The organism is Allohoeflea poritis, assembly GCF_027889715.1.
GTDB lineage: Bacteria > Pseudomonadota > Alphaproteobacteria > Rhizobiales > Rhizobiaceae > Hoeflea_A > Hoeflea_A poritis.
The window spans coordinates 70421-94933 of record NZ_JAPJZH010000005.1 but is presented as its reverse complement, the minus strand read 5'-3'; the positions used below and the strand labels follow the sequence as shown (position 1 = coordinate 94933).

Below are 24513 nucleotides of genomic sequence, written 5' to 3'. Positions count from 1 at the left end.
TTGAACGGCAATACCCGCCTTCCTTGACTTTGCCGCTTCGTTCGTATCGATTGCCCTCAACCGGGGTGCCCCAAGGGGGCTGAGACCATACCCGTTGAACCTGATCTGGATAATGCCGGCGAAGGGAGTTGCGCGCATCATGGCGATACCCAACATATTGACGATTGCAGGGTCCGATCCGTCGGGCGGGGCCGGCATACAGGCGGACCTGAAAACCATAGCGGCGAACGGCGCCTATGGCATGTCCGTCATCACCGCCCTTACGGCCCAGAACACGAGAGGCGTCGATGCCGTCCACGTGGTCCCGACCGGTTTCGTCAAAGACCAGATGCTGTCCATCGCCGAGGATATCCGCGTTGACGCGATCAAGATTGGCATGCTGGCCAATGCCGAGACGGTGCTGGCGGTTGCCGAAGGCCTCGGCCGGTTTGCCGACATTCCGGTTGTTCTTGATCCGGTATGCGTTTCGACATCCGGCGCCCGGCTGCTCGAGCCGGACGCAATTGATGCCTTGAAAGACCGGCTCATTCCTCTGGCAAGCGTGCTGACGCCCAACCTTCCGGAAGCCGGCGAATTGCTGGGGGCGCCGGTGCCGTCTTCCATTCAGGACATGGAAAACGCTGCCGACGCGCTGCTGCGCATGGGATCCGGCTCCGTGCTCCTGAAGGGCGGGCACCTTTCCGGCGCCTCGAGCTGCGACCTTCTGGTCGCGAGCAATACCCGTTCGTGGCTCAGGGCCGAGCGGATCGACACGCAAAACACCCATGGCACCGGCTGCACACTGTCTGCCGCGATCGCGGCGCAAATCCCCCGCCAAGGCTCGCTGCTGCAAGCCGTCGGCGCCGCCAAGGACTATGTTCACGGTGCGATTGTCCATAGCGGGCTGCTATCCGTCGGACATGGCCACGGCCCGGTCAACCATGGATGGAACAGAAATTAGCCGGCTACTTTCTTTGCATCGGTATCGGCTATGAAACGGCGCACCACGTCGATCGGCAACGGATTGCCGACGGCCACCTGGAAAATCGTCACCGACAGCACGATGATCAGGGCCGAATCGAGATAGACGGGGATAACGCCGAGCCCGCCGCCGAAATTGCCGAGCCATGAGATGATCGCCAGCACGATGTAGTAGACGATCAGCCAGCCGGTATGTCTGACGTAAAGCGGCGCGGGCTCGCGGCGCAGACGGTTGCGAAGGGCGAAATAGGCGAAGCCGGCAAGGGCGATCAGCAGGATCTTCCAGTTTGTCTGCCAGCCGGACCAGTAGACGATGAAGCCGACAAATATGAACGCTATGGTCGAAAAGACGTGCGCGAACGGTATGCGGAACGGCCTCTGATAATCCGCCGCCTGCCGGCGCAGCACGACCAGCGCGACCGGACCGATGGCCAGGGACAGCACCGCCGCCGACGATATGAAACCGGCAAGCTGCGGCCAGCCGGGCAGCGGCGCCAGGATGATGATGCCGATGACTGAATTGACGGCCATGGCATTGGCCGGCACGTGATTGCGGTTGAGGTGGGCGAAGAACTTCGGGAAAAGGCCTGTCTGCGCCATGGAATAGTTTATCCGGCCGGAGGAGCCGACATAGGCGAGCGCCGTGCCGCCCGGCGAAATGATGGCGTCGGCAAAGACCAGCAGCGCCATCCATTGCAGTCCGAGGATCAGCGCAAGGCCGGCAAACGGGCCGGCGGCGAAGTTTTCCACCACGCCGGCCCAGCCGTCCTTGAGATGTTCGGCCGGGATGGCGCCGATCAGCGCCACCTGCAGCAGCACATAGATGACAAGGCAGATGACGACGGAACCGACCAGCGCCAGCGGCACATTGCGCGCCGGGTTGCGGGCTTCGCCGGCAAGATCGATCACCGAACGGAACCCGACAAAGGAAAATATGATGCCGCCGCTCGAGACCGCGCCCAGGATGCCGTTGATGCCGTAGGGCGCAAAACCGCCATAGGCGGTGAAATTCTCCGCCTGGAAACCGGCGATGATCAGCATGACCCCCACCAGCACCGGCACGGCGAGCTTCCAGATCGTTATGGCGATGTTGGAGCGGATCATCCATTTGACGCCGGCAATGTTGATTGCGGTGAAGACCGCGATCAACAGCGCCGCCACCAGAATACCCCGGCCGGTCAGAATCCGGTCGGTGCCGATGGTCTCGGTCAGCCACGGCAGGTAGTTGCCGGCATAGCCCAGCACCGCCGTGACCTCGATCGAGACCATCGCCACATAGGCGATCCAGCAGAGCCAGCCGCTCAGAAAGCCGCCGAGCGGTCCGAGCGCCACGAAGGGTATGCGCGCCAGCGCACCGGCGGCCGGTATGAGGGCCCCGAGTTCGGCATAGATAAGCGCCAGGGTCAGCGCCAGCAGACATCCGATCAGCCAGGAAATCACGGCCGCCGGCCCGGCGATCTGCACGGCATAGAGCGAGGCGAACAGCCAGCCCGATCCGATAATGCCGGTCAGCCCGGTAAGCAGCATGCCCCAGGCGCCGATATGGCGATGAAGGCCTTCATGAGCGATCTGTGTCGCATCCGCCATCCCGTCGCTCATGAAAATCCCTCCCGCACCGAGTCGGGAGGACTATGAACGAGCCGATAGCGCTCTTCAATCTGTGGTTGGTATTTGTCCGGGGACAAGCGGCGGCGCGCGCCGGACCTTACCGGGGGGCATGCCGAACATGCGCTTGAAGGCCCTGCTGAACGCGGCCTCCGACTGGTAGCCCATTTGCCTGGCGAGTGCGGCGAGCGGAACCGCGCCCTCTAGGATCTGGGTCCGCGCCAGTTGCATGCGCCACTGGGTGACGTAACGCATGACCGGTTCCCCGACGAGCTCGGTAAAGCGCGCCGAGAAGGCCGAGCGCGACATGCCGACTTCCCGTGCCAAGCCCTCGACGCTCCAGTCACGGTCCGGCGTGCGGTGGATCATCGCCAGCGCCCGCCCGATCTGCCCGTCCCGCAGCGCGGCAAGCCAGCCCTGATCCGCCGCCGGCGCCGTGGCGAGCCAGGAGCGGATCGCCTGGATGACGAGGATGTCGGAAAGATGGGTGATCACGGTCTCGCCGCCGGGCCGAAGTTCCTTGGCCTCGCGCGCGATAAACCGCAGCGTGCTTTGCAGCCAGCTTTCCGCATCGCTGTCCCAGGCATCCACCTGCACGATCCTTGGCAGCAGCGCGACCAGGCGCTCCGCCGCGACATGGTCGAACCGCACCACGACGCAGATCGAATGGGTGTATTCGCCGCCGCCGCCATGGCGCATGATCTCGTAGCGGTCGCTGACCCGCTCAACCGGAATGTCGAACAATGGTTCGGCCGGGCAATCGGCGCTGCTGCGGATGACATGCCCGGCGCCATGCGGGACAAGCGTCAGGCTGCCCGTCTCCAGAAGCACCGGCTCTTCACCCTCCACCTCCAGCCATCCCCGTCCGGCGGTGACGATGTGGAACATCATGCAGCCTTCGATCGGCGGCAGGTCGATACCCCAGGGCGCCGTCAGCTCCGAACGGCAATAGAGCGTTCCATTGAGCTTGAGCATATGCAGCGTCTCGCCGAGCGGGTCGGCATAGGACGGAAGTTGCGGTTTCGTGTCGGTCATTCCCGGAAACTGTCATACCCGCACAACATCGTCCAGCTTTTTTGGACGATCTGCAAATAATCTCAGACGAGATGACATTGATAATCCCGCAGCCAGCGCCGATTTCGGATCATGTGAACAATTCAAGGAGCAGATCCATGCACAATGCACCCTTTCTCATCATCGGCGCCACCGGCAAGACCGGACGGCGCATCGCGCAAAAACTGCAAGCCGGGGGATACATGGTCAGGCACGGCTCACGCCATGCCGAGCGTCCCTTCGACTGGGAAGATCCGTCGGGATGGGCAGCGGCCCTCGAAGGCGTATCGGCCGCCTATGTTTCCTATTTCCCCGACCTTGCCGTGCCTCAGGCACCCGCAGCGATCACACGACTGGTCGAAACCGCCAGGGCCGCCGGCCTGAAGAAGCTGGTGCTTCTGTCCGGCCGCGGCGAGGCAAATGCCGAGCGCTGCGAGGAAATCGTTCGCGAAAGCGGCATCGATTTCACACTGGTGCGCGCAAGCTGGTTCTTCCAGAATTTCGATGAGGGCCAGTTGCTGGGGTCGGTCCTCGGCGGAACCATCGCCATGCCCGCCGGCGAGGTGCGCGAACCCTTCATCGACATCGAGGACATCGCCGATGTGGCGGTCGCCGCGCTGACCGAGGACGGCCATGCTGGCGAGCTCTATGAAGTCACCGGACCCCAGCTGCTGAGCCTCGCGGATGTCGCGGAAGCAATCACGCAGGCTTGCGGCAGAACCGTTGAATACCTCCCGGTGACATTCGAGCAGTTTCACGCTGCGCTGAGTGAACAGGCCGGCCCTGAAATGGCGGACATGCTGACCGCCCTTTGCCGGGAGGTGTTCGACGGGCGCAATGAATCGCTCGCCGACGGCGTGCAGCGCGCGCTCGGCCGGGCTCCGCGCGATTTCTCCGCGTTCTGCCGGCAAGCAGCCGCCTCGGGCGTCTGGAACCTGCCGGCGGAAGCGCAGTCGGCCTAGAGCAGATCCAAATGGCGGCCCGGTTCCGGGCCGCGTTCCGAAGGAGAAACCATCATGCACAGGACACGGATTGTGAAAGCGATACTGATCGGCGCCGGGCTCGTGGCAATGGCCATCGGCGGCGCCCTCCTGCTGGTACCGCACGCACTCTACGCCAGCTACGGGGTCACGCTCGGGGGCGATGCCAGCCAGCTCAGCGAAATCAGGGCGCAGGGCGGTGCGCTTCTTGCCAGCGGCCTGCTGATCGCCAGCGGCGCCTTTATCTCCCGGCTTGCATTCACCTCGGCGCTTCTGGCCAGCATTCTTTATCTGTCCTACGGCACATCGCGCCTCATCGCGATGGGGCTGGACGGCATGCCGGCTTCCGGGTTAGTTCAGGCGACAGCGCTTGAAATCGTGATCGGATTCCTGTGCCTGTTTGCGGTGCTGCAACTGACGGCCGCCAGGCCCGTGACCGGCTGACGGAGAAGACAGCGACGTTATGATCGGCGGCAGATCAATTCGTCGCGCAAGGAAAAAGGCCCCGGAAACGGTAACGGAATGAAAATCACGCATATCGTTTCCCATGTCGGCAAGAACGGCGTTTCCAGCAGTTGCCGGACCCTGATCGCGGCGCAGATGCGTCGCGGTCACGAGATTTTGCTGGTCGGCCGCTCAAGGTCGTGGCTCGCGGCGCAGGAGTTCCCGGCGCCCTTCGCAAGCATCGACACCAGGCTTGAGACCCGTCCGTCCGAAATCCGCCGGGTCGGCTACGCAATCCGCGACTGGGGATCGGACGTCATCCATTGCCACGGAAGCCGGGCCAACAAATACGGCATGGTCTACCGCATCGCCGCCGACGCCGCGGTAGTGACCACCGCCCACAGCCGCCACGTCCAGATACCGTTCGCCTTCTTCAAGGCGGTGATCGCGCCCAGCCGCCAGACCGCCGATTTCCACAACAGATTCAATCTGGTGCGCCGGTCCAAGCTGCATGTCATTCCGCACTTCATGACACTTGAGGCAGCGGACGAAACCGGTGAAGCCACAGCGTCCGCGATCCGGGCGGAACTCGGCATTCCCGAAGACGCCTTCGTGATAGGCATGATCGGCAGTGTCTGCCGGCGCAAGAACCAGGTCGACGGCCTGCGTATCCTGCGTGCGCTCGCCGAACGTCATCCCGATGTCCGGCTTGTGGTGATCGGAACGCTGCAGCACGCGGCCGAGATGCCCGACTGGCAAAGGCTCCTCAATGACCCGCAGATCGCGGACCGGACAATCATATGCGGCCATCGCAACGATGCGGAGCGCCTCTTGCCCGGTTTCGACGTTCTGCTCAGCACATCCAAGCAGGAAGAAGGGCCGATCGTGGTCCTTGAGGCAATGGCGGCGTCGGTGCCCGTCGTGGCCTACAAGACCGGCCAGGCCATTGAACTCATCCGCAACGGCATCGACGGCTATGCGCTCGACATGCTGGATCGCGATGCGGCGCAAGCCGCCATCGAGGGTCTGATCGACGACAGCGAACGCGCCCGGCGCATCGGCGCAAGCGGTCGAAAACGGCTCGAAACACAGTGCGACGAGGACACGATATCGGCGCAGATCGAAAGCGTCTACGCAACGGTGGCCGGCGCTGCCGCATAACATCCCGGCCAAAGCCATTTCAGCAAGATTTGCCAACCGCGCCTGTGACATGCTGCAAGGGTCAAACACGATCAATGCAGGGAGACGTCGCGGCAATGGGTCAAAGGAACCGCTATGAGGACCGCGTGCTGCGGGTGATCGCCTATATCCACGATCACGCCGACACCGACCTCAGCCTCGACACCCTGGCCGATGTGGCGTGCATGTCGCGCTTTCACTGGCATCGCGTATTCCGCGCGATGACCGGCGAAACCGTCGCCGGGGCGGTCCGCCGCATACGCCTCCACAAGGCATCGCTGCAGCTCATCGCGACGGACGATCCCGTTTCGAGCATTGCCGACCGGTTTGGCTATCCCAACCTGGCAAGTTTCACCCGCGCCTTCACCGCTGAAAAAGGCCTGTCGCCTTCGGCCTTTCGCGAAAAGCGCAAGTCGGCGCGGCTGGAGCTCCTGAAATCGAGAGGCTCCGACAACATGTATCCGGTCAAGATCGAGAAATGCCCCGAACTGACGATTGCGGCGGTGGCGCACAAGGGCCCCTATCAAGGGCTGAGCGCCGCTTTCGAGAAGGTGGTCCGGATCTTCTTCAGCCGCGGCCTGCTCGACCAGTGGGCCGGCATGGTTGCTCTCTACCATGACGATTCCGACATGGTGCCGGAAACAGAACTGCGCGCCCATGCCGGCGTCATCCTGGCGCGCCCGGACGGTTTTCCGCGCGACATCGACGGGCTGGACATCATGCCGGTCGCCGCCAGCCGGTATGCGATCGTCGAGCACAAGGGCCCGTACATGACGCTGCACGATGCCTATCAATGGTTCTTCGGAACCTGGCTGCCGGCCTCCGATATCGAACTCAGGGACGCGCCGCTTGTGGAGTTCTACGTCAACAACCCGCGCGATGTCTCGCCAGAGGACCTGCGCACGGATATCCGCATTCCGGTTGTCTGATTTCAATTCTGGGGGACGGCCGAAACCAACCTTGGAATGAATGAATGGCGGACCTATAATCGGCGCTGGATAGATTTTCGCACGATTACTCCGTATCGCGCGCCACACGGAAACCAATGTCAATATTTGAGAAATCCCGAAATCTGCTTGCTCTCATGGACGGTCGTACTGCCGCCAAGCCTATTCTGTAGGATCCGCCCCGTATCGCAGCCTTTTGGCAATCAGGCTGCTTAGCCCCTGTAACGACACTGCTGGATGAGAATCTGCTCTTGTCCCAACAGTCCCGAGTCCATTCCCATACGTTGCCACTGGTGTCGTGGAGCCCGAAGCTATTTGGCTTTAGCGAGCCAACCGGCGCGGCGTAAATGAAGCCATCGTCACATTCCGCGTATCGATTCGCGAACGATTTGTTACTCAGTCGAGACTTGTAGGAGATATCTTCGAAGTTGGCATGTGCACAGGCTTCCTCGACTGATCCGTCACCCCATGAGTGTTCGGTTACGCGTCCGCCACGTGCCGCGTATTCCCACTCAACCTCGGACATTAACCTGTAACTTTGGCCGGTCCTTTCCGACAACCAACGTACGTAGTCGTTGGCTTGGAACCAGGTCATATGGGTTGCTGGATGATGATTGCCGGCGTCATTGCCACTGTCAGGTAGTTGCGGGCATATGCCGGCAGCCACGCACTTGCCCCACTCTTCTACTGTTACTTCGAAACGACCGACCGCAAAAGCAGGAACCGCATGGCGATCAGGTGTGACTTTGTTTTCTTCGTGGACCGCGGAAATTTGATCCGAGTTCATGACCACACTGCCTGCTGGCAGTAAAATTAGCTCCGGACAATCGGGGCAGTCCCGAAAAGTAGATTGGCCACGCCACTGTTCTGCGGCAAAGCAATCAAAGACAATTGTTGTTGCGAATATGGCCACAAGACGCAATGCGATAGCGTTCATTTGGATGGCAAAACCTCGTAGAATTTGCAAATCGTCGCTTGTGAACCCAGTGTAGATTCTCTGCGTCTCCGGTCAATTTTGGTTGCAGATGGCAAATTACACCGGCCCCCAAAAACCCATTCGCCCCGGACAACCTGTAAACCATGTGTCCGGAATTAGGTGTAAACCATGTGACAAGAATGGACCCTGAGGAAAATGGCGGAGAGGAAGGGATTCGAACCCCCGATACGGTTGCCCGTATGCCGCATTTCGAGTGCGGTGCTTTCAACCACTCAGCCACCTCTCCGCGTCGTGGTGCGCAACAATATGCGGGCGCTGTCATAACCATTCAAGGGCGCCGAGACAAGAACGTTTTCGGCACGCCTGCGCGATATCGGCAACACCGGCCGGGAAACCGTCGGGAAGGCGCATGTTCAGCCATTGAAAAAGGCCGGCGCCTCCTTGACTTGCGTGCCGCTTTCCCGTATCTCCCGATCATCCATGGCGTGAGGCAACTTGCGCCATCTGTTTTTGTGGGGCCGGGCCCTGTCAAAAACGGCTTCGGGAAAATCCGCCGCTTGGCGCTGAAGGCTTCGTTTTGGACCATCAGCACGATCCGGCGACCATTCGTAACCGACTGAATAAAAAGACGGCTGTGCGGGCAACCGCGACAAGCCGGACCGAGCATGGAAAGGCAAGAAAGTGTTCGCAGTCATTAAAACGGGCGGAAAGCAGTACACCGTTGCTGCCGATGACGTCCTCAAGGTCGAAAGACTGGCCGGCGATGCCGGCGACATTGTTGAGTTCAATGAAGTTCTGATGGTCGGCGAAGGCGCCGATGCAGCCATCGGCAAGCCCTTCGTGGATGGCGCGCTCGTCACCGCCGAAGTTGTCGAACAGGGCCGCGCCCGCAAGGTCATCGCGTTCAAGAAACGCCGCCGCCAGAACTCCAAACGGACCCGCGGTCATCGTCAGCACGAGACGACGATCCGGATTTCCGAAATTCTGACGGGCGGCGCCAAGCCAAAGAAGAAGGCAGCCGCACCGAAGAAGGCCGAAGCCAAGAAGAGCGACGAGGCTCCGAAGGCGAAGGCAGCGGAAAAGGCCAAGCCGGCCGAGCAGCCGAAAGCTGCGGAGAAGGCGAAGGCCGCTGAGAAACCAAAGGCCGAGCCCAAGGCGAAAGCCGCCACGGAAGAGCCGGCTGCAATTTTCTCGGCCCCGAAGGGTGATGCCGACGATCTGAAGAAGATCTCCGGCGTCGGCCCGGTCCTTGAGAAGAAACTGCATGCGTTCGGCGTTACGCAATATGCGCAGATCGCGGCTTTCACCAAGGACGATATCGCCAAGCTCGACGAGGCCCTGAACTTCAAGGGCCGCATCGAGCGCGACGACTGGATCGGTCAGGCCAAGGCCCTGGCGGACGAAGCGAAGTAAACGGGATCGAGGTAAAGGAGTAGACCAATGGCACACAAAAAAGCTGGCGGTTCATCGCGCAACGGTCGCGATTCTGAGTCCAAGCGCCTCGGCGTGAAGAAGTTCGGCGGCGAAGCCGTCATTCCGGGCAACATTATCGTGCGCCAGCGCGGCACGAAGTGGCATCCGGGCCAGGGCGTGGGCCTCGGCAAGGATCACACGATTTTCGCGACCGTGGAAGGCAATGTGTCCTTCCGCACAAAAGCAAACGGTCGCTGCTATGTGTCCGTAATGCCGCGTGCGCAAGCAGCAGAATAGCCGGTGGGGACAGCCGGCGTCTCATCGACCCGGCTGACATTGATCAGGCCAAGAGTTGCAAGGGGAGATGGGACACCATCTCCCCTTTTCATTTGCAACTGGAGGACTGAAAATGGAAACGGAAAGTCAGGACGAAGACAGCCATCACGAACGCGGGGGGTGCCCCGTTCTCGTTACCGAACGGCTGGTCTTGCGGGCCCCGCATATCGAGGACACGGACGCACTTGCCTATCTCGCCAACAATGCCCGGGTCGCTACGATGGTATCGCGCATGCCGCATCCCTACACCCGCAAGGACGCGACGGATTTCATCCGCCGCTCCGCAATCGGCGCGATCGGCAAATGCATCTATGCCGTAACGAATGCCGAGGACGGCCGGTTTCTGGGCTGTTGCGGGATCGAGCCGCAGGACGATCCCGTCACGCTGGAGCTCGGCTACTGGATCGGCGAGCCCCATTGGGGCAATGGCTACGCGACGGAGGCCGCCCATGCGGTGATCGACATGGCGTTCCGCACCCGCGACGTCGAATGCATCGATGTGCGCTGCCGGGTCACCAATCTTGCCTCGCGCCGGGTGATCCACAAATGCGGCTTCCAGTTCCAGGGAACCGGCATGGTCAACTCGCTGGCGCTGGGAAGCGCCGTGCCCGTCGAGTGGTACCGCCTCGACCGCAAGACGTGGATTTCCCTGCGCAGTTGGGCGGCGGCATGAGAACCGGCCCGCGGCAAGAGCCGCGGGTCATTGTTTTTGGAAGGAACACCGCCATGGCGCCCTTGAACCCCGAAAAAAGTCGATTGCCTTTGACCTGCGCCCAAGCGCGCATTATCGGTATGCCGGGCCAGAAGAAGCGATAGCAGACAGATGAAATTTCTCGATCAGGCAAGGGTTTATATCCGCTCGGGCGACGGCGGCGCGGGATGCGTGTCGTTTCACCGCGAGAAATATATCGAGTTCGGCGGACCCGACGGCGGCGACGGCGGGCGCGGCGGTGACGTGTGGGCCGAAGCCGTCCAGGGCCTCAACACGCTGATCGACTATCGCTACCAGCAGCACTACAAGGCCAAGACCGGCATTCACGGCATGGGCCGCAATCGCACCGGCGCGGCTGGCGCCGACAAGATCCTCAAAGTACCGGTCGGAACCCAGATCTTCGAAGAAGACAATGAAACGCTGATCTGCGACCTGACCGAGGAAGGCCAGCGTTACCGGCTCGCCGCCGGCGGCAATGGCGGTTTCGGCAACGCCCATTTCAAATCCTCCACCAACCAGGCGCCGCGCCGCGCCAACCCCGGGCTGTCCGGCGTCGAAAAGACCGTCTGGCTGCGGCTGAAACTGATCGCCGATGCCGGTCTTGTCGGCCTGCCCAATGCCGGCAAATCCACCCTTCTTTCAGCCGTCACGCGGGCCCGGCCCAAGATCGCCGACTACCCCTTCACCACACTGCATCCCAATCTCGGCGTTGCCAGCACCGACGGCCGCGAATTCGTCATCGCCGATATTCCGGGACTTATCGAGGGCGCCCATGAAGGCGCCGGCATCGGCGACCGTTTCCTCGGCCATGTCGAGCGCACGCGGGTGCTCCTGCATCTCGTCTCCGCCCAGGAGGAGGATGTCGGCGAAGCCTACCGCACCGTGCGCGGCGAGCTGGAGGCCTATGGCCACGGCCTTTGCGACAAGCCGGAAATCGTCGCCCTTTCGCAGGCCGATCTTCTGGACGACGAATTGCGCGCCGCGCTCGGCGCCGAGCTGGAAGCCGCCTGCGGCGGCAAGCCCCTCATCCTGTCGGCCGTCTCCGGATACGGCATGAAGGAGGCGCTGCGCACGCTCGCCCGTATCATCGATGAGGACAAGCAGACTGAAATTGCAGGTCAAGACACGGTGAGCGGGCAGGATTGACGTCATGGCCGCGAACCCCCTCAAGAATTACCGCCGCATCGCCGTAAAGGTCGGCTCGGCCCTTCTCGTCGACCGCAAGGACGGGCTGCGCCGGGACTGGGTCGAAACCCTGTGCCTCGACATCGCGGCCCTGCGCAGGAACGGCGCGGATGTGATGATCGTCTCCTCCGGTTCGATCGCGCTGGGACGCACCGTCATGCGCGGCACCGGCCTTGGCCATGAGCGCGGCCTCAAGCTTGAGGAAAGCCAGGCTCTGGCCTCCATCGGCCAGATCGCGCTTGCCCATGCGTGGTCGCAGGCCCTGTCCGGGCAGCGGCTTGTCGCCGGTCAGATCCTGTTGACGCTGGACGACACCAAGGACCGGCGGCGCTATCTCAATGCCCGCGCAACGATCCAGCAATTGCTCGAGGCCGGCGCCGTGCCGGTCATCAACGAGAATGACAGCGTTGCCACCAACGAGATCCGTTATGGCGACAATGACCGGCTGGCGGCCCGTGTCGCCTCGATGGCGGGCGCCGATCTGCTGGTGCTGCTGTCGGATGTCGACGGCCTCTATACCGCGCCGCCCGATGGTAATCCGGACGCCGAATTCCTGCCGCATATTCCGGAAATCACGCCTGAAATCGAAGCGATGGCCGGTGATGCCGGCTCTGAGCTGTCGCGTGGCGGCATGAAGACCAAGATCGAGGCGGGCCGCATCGCCACCAAGGCCGGCTGCGCGATGATCATCGCGTCGGGCAAGCGGGACCACCCGTTGCGCGCCATCGAGGAGGGCGCCCGCCACAGCCTGTTCGAACCCGATGCCTCGCCGGTGACGGCCCGCAAGAGATGGATTGCCGGCCAGCTCGATCCCGCAGGACGGTTCTTTGTCGACACCGGCGCGCTCGAAGCGCTCAAATCCGGCAAGAGCCTGCTTCCGGCCGGCGTGCGCAGGGTCACCGGCGCATTTGCGCGCGGCGACACGGTCGCCATCTGCGATCTGGCCGGTTTCGAGTTCGCTCGTGGTCTCGCCGCCTATGGCGCCGAGGAAGCCGGGCTGATCGCTGGCCGCAGATCCTCCGAGATCGCCGAAATACTGGGCTATTCAGGCCGCGCGGCAATGGTCCACCGCGACGACATGGTGTTGACAGGGGCACAAATAGCCCTGAATGAAGACGAGTAACGGCAACAGGAACGGTACGATGCTTGACGAAGTTGCGCAAAAGGCTGACGTGGTTGAACTGATGGCGGCAATGGGCGAGAACGCCAGGGCTGCCAGCGCGCCACTGGCCGTTGCCACCACCGGGCAGAAGAATGCCGCGCTGCTTGCCATGGCCGACGCCATCCTTGCCGAGACCGAAGCCATTCTGGAGGCGAATGCGGTCGACATGAAAAACGCCGCCGAGACCGACATGGCAGCGTCGTTTCTTGATCGTCTGAAACTCGACGCGGAGCGCATTGCCGCGATGGCCGAGGGTGTTCGCGCCATCGCCGGGCTGAAGGATCCGGTGGGAGACGTCATCGCAAGCTGGAGCCGGCCCAACGGCCTGGAATTCGAGCGTGTGCGCACGCCGCTCGGCGTCATCGGCGTCATCTATGAAAGCCGGCCGAATGTCACGGCCGATGCCGGAGCACTGTGTCTGAAGGCAGGAAACGCGGTGATCCTGCGCGGCGGTTCGGATTCGCACAACTCCTCGTCCGCCATTCATCGCTGCCTTGTCAGCGGGCTTGAGGCCGCTGGCCTTCCCGCGCACGCCATCCAGCGTGTTCCGGTCACCGACCGGCAAGCGGTCGGCGAGATGCTCAAGGGCCTTTCAGGCGCCATCGACGTGATTGTCCCGAGGGGCGGAAAGAACCTCGTCGCGCGCGTTCAGAGCGAGGCGCGCGTTCCGGTCTTTGCCCATCTGGAGGGGCTATGCCACGTCTATGTGGACAAATCCGCCGACCTGGAAATGGCCAAGGCCATCACCGTCAACGCCAAGATGCGCCGCACCGGCATTTGCGGCGCCGCCGAAACGCTGCTTGTGGACAAGGCGGCGGCACAGACCCATCTCGTTCCCGTGCTTGAGGCGCTGAGCGCCGCCGGATGCGAGATTCGCGGCTCGACGGCGGTGTGCCAGGCCTATCCGCAGGCGGTTCCCGCCGACGAATCAGACTGGTCGACCGAATATCTCGCGCCGATCATTTCGGTGGCGATTGTCGACGGAATCGGTGGTGCGATCGGCCATATCGGCAATTATTCGTCAAATCACACGGAGGCGCTCATCGCCGAGGATGCGTCCGTTGTCGAGCGCTTCATGAACGAGATCGACTCGGCCATATTGCTGCACAACGCCTCGACCCAGTTCGCCGACGGCGGCGAGTTCGGCATGGGCGCCGAGATCGGTATCGCAACGGGCAAGATGCATGCCCGCGGGCCGGTCGGCGTCGAGCAGCTCACCTCCTTCAAGTACCGGGTGCGCGGCAGCGGCCAGACACGGCCGTGAGCCGTCAGATGCGGTGACGCAATTGCAACAGATCCCGGCCTCGTATCTGCGCATGCCCCATGTCGAGCCCGGCATGGCCGTCGGCCTGTTCGGCGGGTCCTTCAATCCGCCGCATGAGGGCCATGCCCTTGTGGCAGATACGGCCCTGCGCAGGCTTCGGCTCGATCAGTTGTGGTGGATCATCACACCCGGCAACCCGTTGAAAGACAATAGTAATCTGGCGGATCTGGCGACCCGAATTGAATGGAGCCGCAAGATTGTCACCGATCCGCGCGTCAAATTCACCGCCTTCGAGGCAGCGCAAGATCTGCGTTACACGGCCGAGACACTGCAGTTCGTGACCGAACGCAACCGCGGCGTCGATTTCGTCTGGGTGATGGGCGCCGACAATCTGGCCGGCTTCCACCGCTGGCAGGACTGGCAATATATCGCCAATACGATGCCCATCGCTGTCATCGACAGGCCGGGATCGACACTGTCCTACCTGTCCTCGGTCATGGCCAAGACTTTCGATCACGCGCGGGTCGACGAGGCTCAGTGCGGAGCGCTGGCGCGGCTGCGCCCGCCCGCCTGGACCTTCATCCACGGCCCGCGTTCGCCGCTGTCATCGACGGCAATCCGCAACAGCCGGCAAATGCCGGCCGAAAAATCGTGAAGAAGCTTGTCTTGAAACCTTAAGGTTTCCATGCCTATCTTTGGGTGTATTTGCCGCCACACGCGCCGTTTGAGTCGGTTTTACCGGTGGAACGGCGGTTAAGCGGGGAAACAACGGCAATGGGGCCGGCAGGTCTCCGCGCATGGGCAGGTACACAGCTTGTTCTGTCACGGAAAGGAAAGACACTGAGAACAGCACACAGCAAGGGAAATGCTGAAAACATTTCCTCATCCGCACTGGAAAGCGGCAATGCTGCATTTCGTGCGTTGAAACTGGTCCTCGCCAGCCTCGAGGAATCCAAGGCCGAAGACGTTGTCTCCATCGACATTACCGGAAAGTCGGCTCTGGGCGACCACATGGTGGTCTCGTCCGGCCGCTCGAACCGTCATGTCACGGCGATCTGCGACCATCTCCTGCGCGACCTGAAAGATGCCGGTTTCGGAACGGCGAAAGTCGAAGGTCTGAGCAATGGTGACTGGGTCCTGATCGACGCGGGCGACATCATCATTCACGTGTTCCGCCCCGAAGTCAGGGAATTCTACAATCTCGAGAAGATGTGGATGACGCCTGAGATCGACGAGGACACGATACACTAGCGTCCACAAGCCTGGGCTTGCCTGGCGCGAAAGCCGCTTGCAAGCAGCACCGGGTGCAACATGACGTTGGTAACATAGTGATTGAGTGTGGTCTGGCCCCGCACGCGACGACGTTGCGCGGTTCCATCCGGCCACACAATGCACCGGTCGCCCTCGACCCGTACCGGGCACGGCGACCATGCGAGGCGAAATGCGGGTATCGATCTATGCCGTGGGCCGGTTGAAGGCCGGCCCCGAAAGAGAGCTTTCAGCGCGCTATTTCGATCGTTTCTCCAAAACCGGCGCCGCCCGGGGCCTGACACTGGGCCGGATTGTCGAGCTTCCCGAGAGCCGCGCATCCGCCGCCAAAGCCCGAAAAAGCGAGGAATGCGAAGCCCTCACCCGGCAAATACCCGACGACTCGCTGATTCTTGCCCTTGATGAACGGGGGAAGGCGGTCGATTCCAACGCCTTTGCCCGCCTGCTGCAGGACTGGTCCGATACGGGCCGCCGCGACCTTGCCATAACGATCGGCGGCGCGGACGGTCTCGACGGCAGGCTGATCGACCGGGCGGACACGGTCCTTGCCTTCGGCAAGCTCACCTGGCCGCACCAGATCGTGAGGATCCTGCTTGCCGAACAGCTTTACCGGGCATCGACCATCCTCAGCGGCCACCCCTATCATCGCAATTAGCGCCGGCGGGAGCGAGCGGACCATTGCCTTATCGCGGCCACTCTTGTCTGACAGACAGGCCGGTACGGCGATTCGTCACCGCGCGTGCCGATTTGTTTTCGCAATGCGCGGTCCCGGCAACGGAATATTGGGATATTTGGGACAACAATACCCGCCTTTACGAGGATATTGCATTGGCTGACATGGAGCGGCGATAATGGCTGCATGGGGCAAAGACGGGAACCGATGATTCGCATCCGGCAAGAAAGTCCATACGCCGGCAACGCGGTCGGACGACGGCGCAGCCGTCATGTGCCTGGTCTGGCTGCCGGCGGCATAATACTGGCGGCAATCCTTACCGGTCCGGTCACGCCGGCCAACGCGCAGAGCGTTCAGACGTCCCAGTCGCTCAAATCTGGCCGGGCGGGCGAGGCCACGGTCCAACAACTGGATGAGCAGCGGCGCAAGGGCCTGGGCGAGCTTGAGAAGGTCACGGCCGATATCGAGCTTTCGCGCGAGCGGCGCGCGGCACTCGAATCCGGCATCGACTCGCTGAAGAAGGATCAGGCGACGATCCGCACGGAGCTTATACAGAGCGCCAAGACCCAGAAGAAACTCAGCGAGGAGGTCGGCGAAAGCGAACTGCGCCTTGCCAGCCTTGGCGGCCGGCACGATGAACTGCGCCAATCGCTCAACGCACGCCGCGGCGTGCTCGCGGAGGTGCTTGCCGCGCTGCAGCGCATGGGACGAAACCCGCCGCCGGCGCTGCTGGTCAGCCCCGAAGATGCCCTGTCCTCGGTTCGCAGCGCCATCTTGCTTGGCGCGGTGGTCCCTGAAATTCGCGGCCAGACCGAAAAGCTCGTTGCGGACCTCAAGGAACTGACGGATGTGCGCGCCTCCATCGCCAATGAGCGCGAACGCCTGATCGCGACGCTGCAGGAACAGGCGGAGCAGGAAGAAAGGCTGACCCTGCTTCTTGCCGAAAAACGCAAGCTCGCCGAACAGAGCCGCGAAAAGCTCGAACAGGAAGCCGCGGCATCGCAGCGGCTCGCGGCCCGCGCGCGCAGCCTGGAAGATCTGATTGCCTCGCTCGGTGACGAGATCGAATCGGTGCAAAGAGCCGTGCAAGAGGCGGAACTTGCAGAAAAGCAGCGTGCCGAGCAATCCCGGACGCAAAGGGAAAAGGCGCGCGAAACGGCCCGCAAGGCGCCGCCCGACGCCGATCGCATCGCCCCGGCATTCGCCTTCTCGCAACTGAAGAAGAAACTCGAACTGCCGGTCGCCGGAAACAGGAAATTCGGTTTCGGCGAGGATGACGGCACGGGACGCCCGTTGAAGGGCATGATGGTTTCAACGGTCCCTGACGCGATTGTGACAGCACCCGCCGACGGTTGGGTGGTATACTCCGGACCGTTCCGTTCCTATGGCGAATTGATCATCCTGAATGCCGGGGACGGTTACCATCTGGTGCTTGCGGGCATGGGCAGCACCAACGCTGATATCGGTCAATTTGTCGTGGCCGGCGAGCCGATCGGGCGCATGAACACGGCAAAAGTGGTATCGGCATCGGTTTTGGCACTGGCTACGGCAGAGCCAACGCTTTACATTGAATTCAGAAAGAACGGAAAACCCGTTGATCCGGCTCCGTGGTGGGCCAGCAAACCTTCCGGAAGGGTAAGCAATGATTCGTAAGGTAATTATTCTGGCCGCTGGCGTCTTTATTGGCGCGGTCTCCGTAAGCGCGCTGCAATCGGCCGGCACATCCGCCATCGCCGCCAATTCCGAGACCTACAAGCAGCTTTCCATATTCGGTGACGTATTCGAGCGGGTTCGGGCGCAATATGTAACGCCGCCGGAAGAAAGCGAGCTGATTGAAAGCGCCATCAACGGCATGCTGACATCGCTCGATCCGCATTCGAGCTTCCTCAACGCCAAGGATGCCGACGACATGCGTACGCAGACGCGTGGCGAATTCGGTGGCCTGGGCATCGAGGTGACGCTCGATCAGGACAGCGAACTGGTCAAGGTGATCACGCCGATCGACGACACGCCCGCCTCGCGCGCCGGTGTCCTTGCCGGCGACCTGATCTCCGAAATCGACGGTGAGCCCGTGCGCGGCCTGACGCTCTCGCAGGCCGTCGAGAAGATGCGCGGTCCGGTCGGATCGGGTATCGATCTGACGATCCTGCGCGAAGGCGCCGACGCGCCGATCAATATCGAGATCACCCGCGCCATCATCAAGATCAAGGCGGTCAAGCACCGTGTCGAGGGCAATATCGGCTATATCCGGCTGATTTCCTTCACCGAGAAGACCTACAACGATCTTGCCAACGCTATCGATGATATCGAAGAGAAGATCCCCTCCGACAAGCTGCAGGGTTATGTTCTCGACCTCCGGCTCAATCCCGGCGGGCTTCTCGATCAGGCGATCAATGTTTCCGACGCCTTCCTGGACCGGGGCGAGATCGTTTCGACCCGTGGCCGCAATGCCGAGGAAACCCGGCGCTACAATTCGCGGCCCGGCGATCTGACCGGCGGCAAGCCGATCGTCGTTCTGGTCAATGGCGGCTCGGCCAGTGCTTCGGAAATCGTCGCCGGCGCGCTGCAGGACCACAAGCGGGCGACGATCGTCGGCACCACCTCCTTCGGCAAGGGGTCGGTCCAGACCATCATCCCGCTTGGTGAAAATGGCGCACTGCGGCTGACGACGGCGCTCTATTACACGCCGTCCGGCAAGTCGATCCAGGGCACCGGCATCAAACCGGACATCATCGTCCAGCAGCCGCTGCCCGAGGAACTCCAGGGCCGTGTCCGCGAAACCGGTGAATCGGAGCTGCGCGGACATATCCAGGGACAGGACGAAACGGAAGAGGGCTCGGGCTCGATCGCCTATGTCCCGCCGGAGCCTGAGGACGACGAGCAGCTCGGCTACGCGCTTGAACTGATCCGCGGCGAGAAGTCCGACCCGGCCTATCCGCCGAATGCCGACAAGACGGCAAAGGCGGCCAAGGATGTTGACAAGACCGACAGCAAGACCGAATAAGCGTTACGGCGCCGCGCGGCGAATCGCGCGGCGCCGGGACACAATAAGGTTGAGCCGGCGGCAGTGGAGACAGGTTCCCAACTAGACAAACCGCTCGGTCAGGATCGCCGGAAAAAGCAACCGGGATCGCGGCCGCGTGGTTCCTTGCGTTCCTGGCTTGCAGTGGCTGCCGCCGCACTTGTCGTCATTGGTGCCGGATTCATCGCCCTGCAGCAGAACCCGCTGCGGCAGCCGACAAAAACGGCCCAGTCCGATCCGACAGAACAACAGCAGACCACCGAGACGCTTCCGGTCGTCATTGAGGGCGGCAAGACCGAGGATGGCCGCATAGCAGGCGATTCCGGCGCCGATGTGCAACGCACGCTGACCGATGACGGGCAGGTCGTGACCACAATCTCTCCGATCGATCGGACCGGTGACGGTCCGCTCATTATCTCCGGCGCTGAAACCATTGGACAGGATCCCCGCGTCGCGCATCTTCCAGTTCCCGAACTCCTTGAAAAGACGGATTTCGGGCGGCTGCCGGTCAAGAGCGCCAGCGGCCATCGCCCGTTCGATGCCTATGCGCGTCCCTGGTCCGGCGCGCGCGGGACCCGGCTGGCCATTGTCGTCGGCGGCCTGGGCCTAAGCCAGACGGGCACGCAATACGCCATCGCAACGCTTCCGGAAGAAATAACACTGGCCTTCGCGGCCACCGGCAACAGCCTGCAGCGCTGGCTTCAGGAAGCGCGGCGCGGCGGACATGAAGTGCTTCTGCAGGTTCCTTTCGAGCCGTTCAATTATCCGCAAAACAACCCCGGACCGCACACACTCCTCATTGAGGACGGGCCGCAGCAGAACCTGGCCGACCTGCACTGGGCCATGGGGCGCATCACCAACTATACCGGCATCATGAACTTCATGGGCGCGCGCTTCCTCTCCGACCAGAAGGCGACGGAAACGGTCATGCGCGACCTTGCCAGACGCGGGGTGCTGTTTCTGGACGACGGAACGTCGGCGCGAACCGTCACCGAGCCGATAGCCGGCGCCGTCGGCGTGCCCCATGCGCAGGCGGACATCGTGGTCGACGGCAAGGTCGGCCGCGCCGATATCCTGAAGAAACTTGACGATGCGGAGCGTATCGCACGGCGCAACGGCTCGGCCATCGCCGTCGCCTCCGCGTTCGAGGCCAGCGTGGATGCCATCGCGGCCTGGGCCAATGAAGCAAAGGCGCGCGGCATCGAGATCGTATCGGTGTCGGCGCTTGCCAATGATCCGGAAGATCTCTGAGGGATGACGAAGAGCAAACCGAAAGCCGAGGATCTGCCCTACCGGCCCTGTGTCGGCATCGTCGTGGTCAACCGGGAGGGCCTGGTGTGGACCGGCCGGCGCCTCTATGAGGACAAGGGCGAGTTCGCCGCCTCGGACCATGTCTGGCAGATGCCGCAGGGCGGTATCGACAAGGGCGAGGGGCCGCTGGACGCGGCAAAAAGGGAACTCTACGAGGAGACCGGCATCAGCAGCATCTCGCTGCTGGCCGAAGCGCCGGACTGGATCGATTACGATCTGCCGGAGGAACTGATCGGCGTCGCGCTGAAGGGCAGATATCGCGGCCAGACACAGCGCTGGTTCGCCTTCCGCTTCGAGGGCGATGAGAGCGAGATCGCCATCAACCCGCCGCCCGACGGTCACAAGGCCGAGTTCGATGACTGGAAGTGGAGAAAGATCGGGGACGTGCCGGACCTGATCATTCCCTTCAAACGCGCGGTTTACGAAAAAGTCGTAGCCGCCTTTTCCCATGTGACGGCTTGAGCGTCATGCGATTGATCGGACTGATCGGCGGCATGAGTTGGGAATCGACCGCGCTCTATTATCGGCTGATGAACGAGGCGGTGAAGCAGCGCCTGGGCGGTCTGCACTCGGCCCGCATCCTGCTGCATTCGGTCAATTTTCACGAAATCGAGCAGCGCCAGCATTCGGGCGACTGGCGGGGCACCGCCGAAATACTGACGGCGGCGGCAATCGGACTGAAATCGGCCGGCGCCGATTTCCTCGTCATCGCCACCAATACGATGCACAAGGTCGCCGATGAGGTCGAAACCGCTTCGGGACTTCCCGTGCTGCACATCGCGGATGCCACCGGCGAAGCACTGCTCGCCGACAAGAGAAGGCGCGTTGGCCTTCTCGGCACACGCTTCACCATGGAAGAGGATTTCTACACGAACCGCCTGCGGTCGCGGTTTGGCCTCGACATCGAAATTCCCGAAAAGGCGGCGCGCGATGCGATCCACCGGGTGATCTATGAGGAACTGTGCCTTGGCGAGGTAACGGCCGATGCGCGGCGCCTCTTCCGCGCCGTCATCGAGGATTTGCGCGGCGGCGGTTGCGATTCCGTCATTCTGGGCTGCACGGAAATCACCATGGCTGTCGACGAAACCAACAGCACGCTGCCATGCTACGACACGACCGCCCTGCACGCTGTCGTCGCGGTGGACCGGGCACTTCAATAAAAAACGGGCCACTCGGCCCGCTTTCGATCACTTCAATTCGGCTTTTCGATCAGACCGCGTTCTGCAACGTCGTCAGGTGGTCGAGGCGCTCGGCAAACCGCGTCTTGTCCGCATCGCTCGTCGCATCCTGAAGATCTTCCTTGGTATCCTGGATACGCTGCGCCAGCGCTTCGTGGTCGATATCGTCCACATGGACCGCCGATTCGGCCAGAAGCGTGCAGCCATCGGGCAGGATGTCGGCAAAGCCGCCAAAAACGACGTAGCGGTTCGAGCCGCCATCGGCTTCGCGAACCTCGACGATGCCCGGCTTGATCGTGGTCATGACCGGCGCATGCTGGGCCATGACGGTCATCTCGCCATCGGTGGCAGGCAGGATGACCTCGTTCACCGCCGCTGAAAGCAGCAACCGCTCCGGAGACACAAGCTCGAAATTGAAACTATCGGCCATAGCTGATCACCCTGTTGTGGTGGTTGACACGGGCGGCAGAATGTCCCGCCGCCCCGTCCGATGGATATCAGGCGGCTTCGGCTGCCAGTTTCTGGGCCTTCTCGATCGCCTGATCGATACCGCCAACCATGTAGAAGGCGGCTTCCGGCAGATGGTCGTACTCACCCTCGACGAGGCCCTTGAAGCTCTTGATCGTGTCGTCGAGATCGACGAGCTGACCCGGCGAACCGGTGAAGACCTCGGCCACGAAGAAGGGCTGCGACAGGAAGCGCTCGATCTTGCGGGCGCGGGCAACCGTCATCTTGTCCTCTTCGGAAAGCTCGTCCATGCCGAGGATGGCGATGATGTCCTGAAGCGACTTGTAGCGCTGCAGGATCGACTGCACCTGGCGGGCAACGTCATAGTGTTCCTGGCCGACGATCATCGGATCGAGCATGCGCGACGTGGAGTCGAGCGGATCCACGGCCGGATAGATACCTTTTTCCGAAATCGCGCGGTTGAGAACGGTCGTTGCGTCAAGGTGCGCGAAGGAGGTCGCGGGCGCCGGGTCGGTCAAGTCGTCAGCCGGAACGTAGACGGCCTGCACCGAGGTGATCGACCCCTTGTTGGTGGTGGTGATGCGCTCCTGCATGGTGCCCATATCGGTGGCGAGCGTCGGCTGATAGCCCACGGCCGAAGGAATACGGCCGAGAAGCGCCGACACCTCGGAACCCGCCTGGGTGAAGCGGAAGATGTTGTCGATGAAGAACAGCACGTCCTGGCCATCGTCGCGGAACTGCTCGGCGATCGTCAGGCCGGTCAGCGCAACGCGGGCACGGGCGCCGGGCGGCTCGTTCATCTGGCCGAAGACCAGCGCGCATTTCGAACCTTCGGTGGAGCCATTGTTCTCCTGCGGGTCCTTGTTCACGCCCGATTCGATCATTTCCCAGTAAAGGTCGTTGCCTTCGCGGGTACGCTCGCCGACACCGGCAAAGACGGAGTAACCGCCATGCGCCTTGGCGACGTTGTTGATCAATTCCTGGATGAGAACGGTCTTGCCGACGCCGGCGCCGCCGAACAGGCCGATCTTTCCGCCACGTGCGTAGGGCGCGAGAAGGTCCACGACCTTGATGCCCGTCACGAGGATCTCGGCTTCCGTCGACTGGTCGACATATTCAGGCGCATCCTGGTGGATGGAACGATTTGTGGTCGTCTTGACGGGTCCGGCTTCGTCGATCGGATCGCCGATGACGTTCATGATGCGGCCCAACGTCTCGTCGCCCACGGGAACGGAGATCGGACCGCCCATATCGGTGACTTCCTGGCCGCGCACGAGACCTTCGGTGGAGTCCATGGCGATCGTGCGCACGGTGTTTTCACCAAGGTGCTGCGCCACTTCCAGAACCAGGCGGTTGCCGAGGTTGTCCGTCTCCAGGGCGTTGAGAATGGGCGGCAGATGGTCTTCGAAGGCGACGTCGACGACGGCGCCGATGATCTGCGTGACCGTGCCTTTTACGCCGGCCGCCTTGGCTGCGGTCTTTGTTTTGGTAGCTGCCTTAGCCATGTTTTCTAACCCTTCTCCAGAGTCTCTAGAGCGCTTCCGCGCCCGAAATAATTTCAATCAGTTCTTTGGTGATCTGCGCCTGCCGCTGACGGTTGTAGTTGAGCGTCAGCTTGTCGATCATGTCGCCGGCATTGCGCGTCGCATTGTCCATCGCCGTCATGCGCGCGCCCTGTTCGGAGGCGGCGTTTTCCAGCAATGCGCGAAAGATCTGCACGGCGATGTTGCGCGGGATCAGATCGTCGAGAATGGCAGATGCATCCGGTTCGTATTCGTATACGGCGTCCGTTCCGGCCTCTTCCGTTTCGGCCTCGCCCGTGGTCGCCGGAATGATCTGCTGTGCTGTCGGTATCTGCGTGATGACCGACTGGAACTCCGAATAGAACAGCGTGCAAACATCGAACGCGCCATCGTCGAACAGGCCGATGACCTGACGGGCGATCTCGTCGGCATTGGCAAATCCGATGCGCTTGACTTCACGCAGGTCGACGCGGTCGATGATCAGTTCGCTGTATTGCCGCTTGAGGATGTCATAGCCCTTCTTGCCGACGCAAAGGATCTTCACATCCTTGCCCTGGCCCTGAAGGTTGCCGACATGCTCGCGCGCCAGGCGCGATATCTGCGCGTTGAAGCCGCCGCAAAGACCGCGTTCCGCCGTACACACGACCAGCAGATGGGTCTGATCCGAGCCCGTGCCTGTCATCAGGCGCGGCGTGTCGTCGCCCTCGCTGACCGCGTTGGAGATGTTGCCGAGCACGGCGCTCATGCGCTGCGAATAGGGGCGTGCCGCCTCGACCGCTTCCTGGGCGCGCCGCAGCTTCGCCGCGGCGACCATCTGCATCGCCTTGGTGATCTTCTGCGTCGCCTTGACCGAGGCGATCCGGTTTCTCAGATCCTTAAGGGAAGGCATCCG

General features: G+C 62.2%; 25 protein-coding genes, 1 tRNA gene and 1 riboswitch. Of the genes, 19 read left to right on the top strand and 7 right to left on the bottom strand.

Translation table 11 applies throughout. The features are described 5' to 3' along the window. Positions 1-51 precede the first annotated feature (51 nt). A riboswitch (TPP riboswitch) is annotated at positions 52-144 on the top strand. Then, positions 140-940: a bifunctional hydroxymethylpyrimidine kinase/phosphomethylpyrimidine kinase gene (thiD, locus tag OOZ53_RS09790; protein WP_271089305.1), complete on the top strand. Its 801-nt coding sequence runs from the start codon at positions 140-142 to the stop codon at positions 938-940. It overlaps the preceding riboswitch by 5 nt. Here the strand turns inward: thiD and OOZ53_RS09785 are convergent. Beyond that, positions 937-2559 carry an APC family permease gene (locus OOZ53_RS09785; RefSeq protein ID WP_271089303.1) on the bottom strand — a complete coding sequence of 541 codons (1623 nt, stop codon included), beginning with the start codon at positions 2557-2559 and terminating at the stop codon, positions 937-939. The two genes, thiD and OOZ53_RS09785, sit on opposite strands and share 4 nt — an antisense overlap. A gap of 54 nt (positions 2560-2613) precedes the next feature. Next, the gene (locus OOZ53_RS09780; protein WP_271089302.1) at positions 2614-3600 is read right to left on the bottom strand and encodes an AraC family transcriptional regulator; all 987 of its coding nucleotides are present in this window, start codon (positions 3598-3600) and stop codon (positions 2614-2616) included. Positions 3601-3737: 137 nt separating this feature from the next. Between OOZ53_RS09780 and OOZ53_RS09775 the strand changes: the two genes are divergently transcribed. The 4 genes from OOZ53_RS09775 (at position 3738) to OOZ53_RS09760 (ending at position 7150) form a co-directional block, all read left to right on the top strand. Continuing rightward, positions 3738-4580: an NmrA family NAD(P)-binding protein gene (locus tag OOZ53_RS09775; RefSeq protein ID WP_271089300.1), complete on the top strand. Its 843-nt coding sequence runs from the start codon at positions 3738-3740 to the stop codon at positions 4578-4580. Positions 4581-4634: 54 nt separating this feature from the next. Next, entirely contained in the window at positions 4635-5042 is a 408-nt protein-coding gene (locus OOZ53_RS09770; RefSeq protein ID WP_271089299.1) for a DUF4345 domain-containing protein, read from the top strand. A gap of 78 nt (positions 5043-5120) precedes the next feature. Next, positions 5121-6203: a glycosyltransferase family 4 protein gene (locus tag OOZ53_RS09765; protein ID WP_271089298.1), complete on the top strand. Its 1083-nt coding sequence runs from the start codon at positions 5121-5123 to the stop codon at positions 6201-6203. A 95-nt stretch (positions 6204-6298) separates the two neighbouring features. Continuing rightward, the gene (locus OOZ53_RS09760; RefSeq protein ID WP_271089297.1) at positions 6299-7150 is read left to right on the top strand and encodes an AraC family transcriptional regulator; all 852 of its coding nucleotides are present in this window, start codon (positions 6299-6301) and stop codon (positions 7148-7150) included. A gap of 85 nt (positions 7151-7235) precedes the next feature. Here OOZ53_RS09760 and OOZ53_RS09755 read toward each other — a convergent pair whose 3' ends face one another. Next, positions 7236-8105: a formylglycine-generating enzyme family protein gene (locus OOZ53_RS09755; RefSeq protein ID WP_271089295.1), complete on the bottom strand. Its 870-nt coding sequence runs from the start codon at positions 8103-8105 to the stop codon at positions 7236-7238. Positions 8106-8301: 196 nt separating this feature from the next. Further along, positions 8302-8391, bottom strand: a tRNA-Ser gene (locus OOZ53_RS09750). A gap of 395 nt (positions 8392-8786) precedes the next feature. Here OOZ53_RS09750 and OOZ53_RS09745 point away from each other — a divergent pair. From OOZ53_RS09745 to OOZ53_RS09680, 14 genes are all read left to right on the top strand, one after another. Next, on the top strand, positions 8787-9518 hold the full coding sequence (locus tag OOZ53_RS09745; protein WP_271089294.1) for a 50S ribosomal protein L21: 732 nt from the start codon (positions 8787-8789) through the stop codon (positions 9516-9518). A 27-nt stretch (positions 9519-9545) separates the two neighbouring features. After that, positions 9546-9815, top strand: a complete 270-nt coding sequence (rpmA, locus tag OOZ53_RS09740; RefSeq protein WP_136658241.1) for a 50S ribosomal protein L27 — start codon at positions 9546-9548, stop codon at positions 9813-9815. A 112-nt stretch (positions 9816-9927) separates the two neighbouring features. Beyond that, positions 9928-10527 (top strand): GNAT family N-acetyltransferase, encoded by a 600-nt coding sequence (locus OOZ53_RS09735; protein ID WP_271089293.1) that lies wholly within the window; start codon positions 9928-9930, stop codon positions 10525-10527. Between the two features lie 150 nt (positions 10528-10677). Next, positions 10678-11712 carry a GTPase ObgE gene (obgE, locus tag OOZ53_RS09730; RefSeq protein WP_271089292.1) on the top strand — a complete coding sequence of 345 codons (1035 nt, stop codon included), beginning with the start codon at positions 10678-10680 and terminating at the stop codon, positions 11710-11712. Between the two features lie 4 nt (positions 11713-11716). After that, a complete protein-coding gene (gene proB, locus OOZ53_RS09725) occupies positions 11717-12874 on the top strand; it encodes a glutamate 5-kinase (protein WP_271089291.1) in 1158 nt (385 codons plus the stop codon). A 19-nt stretch (positions 12875-12893) separates the two neighbouring features. After that, positions 12894-14177 (top strand): glutamate-5-semialdehyde dehydrogenase, encoded by a 1284-nt coding sequence (locus OOZ53_RS09720; protein WP_271089289.1) that lies wholly within the window; start codon positions 12894-12896, stop codon positions 14175-14177. A gap of 52 nt (positions 14178-14229) precedes the next feature. Beyond that, positions 14230-14832: a nicotinate-nucleotide adenylyltransferase gene (locus tag OOZ53_RS09715; protein ID WP_425499131.1), complete on the top strand. Its 603-nt coding sequence runs from the start codon at positions 14230-14232 to the stop codon at positions 14830-14832. Between the two features lie 119 nt (positions 14833-14951). After that, on the top strand, positions 14952-15428 hold the full coding sequence (rsfS, locus tag OOZ53_RS09710) for a ribosome silencing factor (protein WP_271089288.1): 477 nt from the start codon (positions 14952-14954) through the stop codon (positions 15426-15428). A 190-nt stretch (positions 15429-15618) separates the two neighbouring features. After that, entirely contained in the window at positions 15619-16101 is a 483-nt protein-coding gene (rlmH, locus tag OOZ53_RS09705) for a 23S rRNA (pseudouridine(1915)-N(3))-methyltransferase RlmH (protein ID WP_271089538.1), read from the top strand. Positions 16102-16335: 234 nt separating this feature from the next. After that, the gene (locus tag OOZ53_RS09700) at positions 16336-17772 is read left to right on the top strand and encodes a murein hydrolase activator EnvC family protein (protein WP_425499130.1); all 1437 of its coding nucleotides are present in this window, start codon (positions 16336-16338) and stop codon (positions 17770-17772) included. Continuing rightward, positions 17762-19123, top strand: coding sequence for a S41 family peptidase (locus tag OOZ53_RS09695; protein ID WP_271089286.1), 1362 nt, complete (start codon positions 17762-17764; stop codon positions 19121-19123). The genes OOZ53_RS09700 and OOZ53_RS09695 overlap by 11 nt, the downstream gene beginning before the upstream one ends. 63 nt (positions 19124-19186) lie before the next feature. Beyond that, complete coding sequence (locus tag OOZ53_RS09690; protein ID WP_271089285.1) at positions 19187-20392, top strand: divergent polysaccharide deacetylase family protein; 1206 nt, start codon at positions 19187-19189, stop codon at positions 20390-20392. 3 nt (positions 20393-20395) lie between these two features. Then, the gene (locus OOZ53_RS09685) at positions 20396-20914 is read left to right on the top strand and encodes an RNA pyrophosphohydrolase (RefSeq protein ID WP_271089284.1); all 519 of its coding nucleotides are present in this window, start codon (positions 20396-20398) and stop codon (positions 20912-20914) included. A 5-nt stretch (positions 20915-20919) separates the two neighbouring features. Continuing rightward, positions 20920-21612: an aspartate/glutamate racemase family protein gene (locus OOZ53_RS09680; RefSeq protein WP_271089283.1), complete on the top strand. Its 693-nt coding sequence runs from the start codon at positions 20920-20922 to the stop codon at positions 21610-21612. A 49-nt stretch (positions 21613-21661) separates the two neighbouring features. On the opposite strand, the gene OOZ53_RS09675 is transcribed toward OOZ53_RS09680, so the two are convergent. From OOZ53_RS09675 to OOZ53_RS09665, 3 genes are all read right to left on the bottom strand, one after another. Beyond that, complete coding sequence (locus OOZ53_RS09675) at positions 21662-22060, bottom strand: F0F1 ATP synthase subunit epsilon (RefSeq protein ID WP_271089282.1); 399 nt, start codon at positions 22058-22060, stop codon at positions 21662-21664. 67 nt (positions 22061-22127) lie between these two features. Continuing rightward, positions 22128-23603 carry a F0F1 ATP synthase subunit beta gene (gene atpD / locus OOZ53_RS09670; protein WP_271089281.1) on the bottom strand — a complete coding sequence of 492 codons (1476 nt, stop codon included), beginning with the start codon at positions 23601-23603 and terminating at the stop codon, positions 22128-22130. A 25-nt stretch (positions 23604-23628) separates the two neighbouring features. Then, complete coding sequence (locus OOZ53_RS09665) at positions 23629-24510, bottom strand: F0F1 ATP synthase subunit gamma (RefSeq protein WP_271089279.1); 882 nt, start codon at positions 24508-24510, stop codon at positions 23629-23631. Between the last annotated feature and the right edge of the window lie 3 nt (positions 24511-24513).

Bases quoted from the DNA above. Each gene is read 5' to 3' on its own strand.
- thiD (WP_271089305.1), top strand. From the start codon at position 140: ATGGCGATACCCAACATATTGACGATTGCAGGGTCCGATCCGTCGGGC.
- OOZ53_RS09785 (WP_271089303.1), bottom strand. From the start codon at position 2,559: ATGAGCGACGGGATGGCGGATGCGACACAGATCGCTCATGAAGGCCTT.
- OOZ53_RS09780 (WP_271089302.1), bottom strand. From the start codon at position 3,600: ATGACCGACACGAAACCGCAACTTCCGTCCTATGCCGACCCGCTCGGC.
- OOZ53_RS09775 (WP_271089300.1), top strand. From the start codon at position 3,738: ATGCACAATGCACCCTTTCTCATCATCGGCGCCACCGGCAAGACCGGA.
- OOZ53_RS09770 (WP_271089299.1), top strand. From the start codon at position 4,635: ATGCACAGGACACGGATTGTGAAAGCGATACTGATCGGCGCCGGGCTC.
- OOZ53_RS09765 (WP_271089298.1), top strand. From the start codon at position 5,121: ATGAAAATCACGCATATCGTTTCCCATGTCGGCAAGAACGGCGTTTCC.
- OOZ53_RS09760 (WP_271089297.1), top strand. From the start codon at position 6,299: ATGGGTCAAAGGAACCGCTATGAGGACCGCGTGCTGCGGGTGATCGCC.
- OOZ53_RS09755 (WP_271089295.1), bottom strand. From the start codon at position 8,105: ATGAACGCTATCGCATTGCGTCTTGTGGCCATATTCGCAACAACAATT.
- rpmA (WP_136658241.1), top strand. From the start codon at position 9,546: ATGGCACACAAAAAAGCTGGCGGTTCATCGCGCAACGGTCGCGATTCT.
- OOZ53_RS09735 (WP_271089293.1), top strand. From the start codon at position 9,928: ATGGAAACGGAAAGTCAGGACGAAGACAGCCATCACGAACGCGGGGGG.
- obgE (WP_271089292.1), top strand. From the start codon at position 10,678: ATGAAATTTCTCGATCAGGCAAGGGTTTATATCCGCTCGGGCGACGGC.
- proB (WP_271089291.1), top strand. From the start codon at position 11,717: ATGGCCGCGAACCCCCTCAAGAATTACCGCCGCATCGCCGTAAAGGTC.
- OOZ53_RS09720 (WP_271089289.1), top strand. From the start codon at position 12,894: ATGCTTGACGAAGTTGCGCAAAAGGCTGACGTGGTTGAACTGATGGCG.
- OOZ53_RS09715 (WP_425499131.1), top strand. From the start codon at position 14,230: ATGCCCCATGTCGAGCCCGGCATGGCCGTCGGCCTGTTCGGCGGGTCC.
- rsfS (WP_271089288.1), top strand. From the start codon at position 14,952: ATGGGGCCGGCAGGTCTCCGCGCATGGGCAGGTACACAGCTTGTTCTG.
- rlmH (WP_271089538.1), top strand. From the start codon at position 15,619: ATGCGGGTATCGATCTATGCCGTGGGCCGGTTGAAGGCCGGCCCCGAA.
- OOZ53_RS09695 (WP_271089286.1), top strand. From the start codon at position 17,762: ATGATTCGTAAGGTAATTATTCTGGCCGCTGGCGTCTTTATTGGCGCG.
- OOZ53_RS09685 (WP_271089284.1), top strand. From the start codon at position 20,396: ATGACGAAGAGCAAACCGAAAGCCGAGGATCTGCCCTACCGGCCCTGT.
- OOZ53_RS09680 (WP_271089283.1), top strand. From the start codon at position 20,920: ATGCGATTGATCGGACTGATCGGCGGCATGAGTTGGGAATCGACCGCG.
- OOZ53_RS09675 (WP_271089282.1), bottom strand. From the start codon at position 22,060: ATGGCCGATAGTTTCAATTTCGAGCTTGTGTCTCCGGAGCGGTTGCTG.
- atpD (WP_271089281.1), bottom strand. From the start codon at position 23,603: ATGGCTAAGGCAGCTACCAAAACAAAGACCGCAGCCAAGGCGGCCGGC.
- OOZ53_RS09665 (WP_271089279.1), bottom strand. From the start codon at position 24,510: ATGCCTTCCCTTAAGGATCTGAGAAACCGGATCGCCTCGGTCAAGGCG.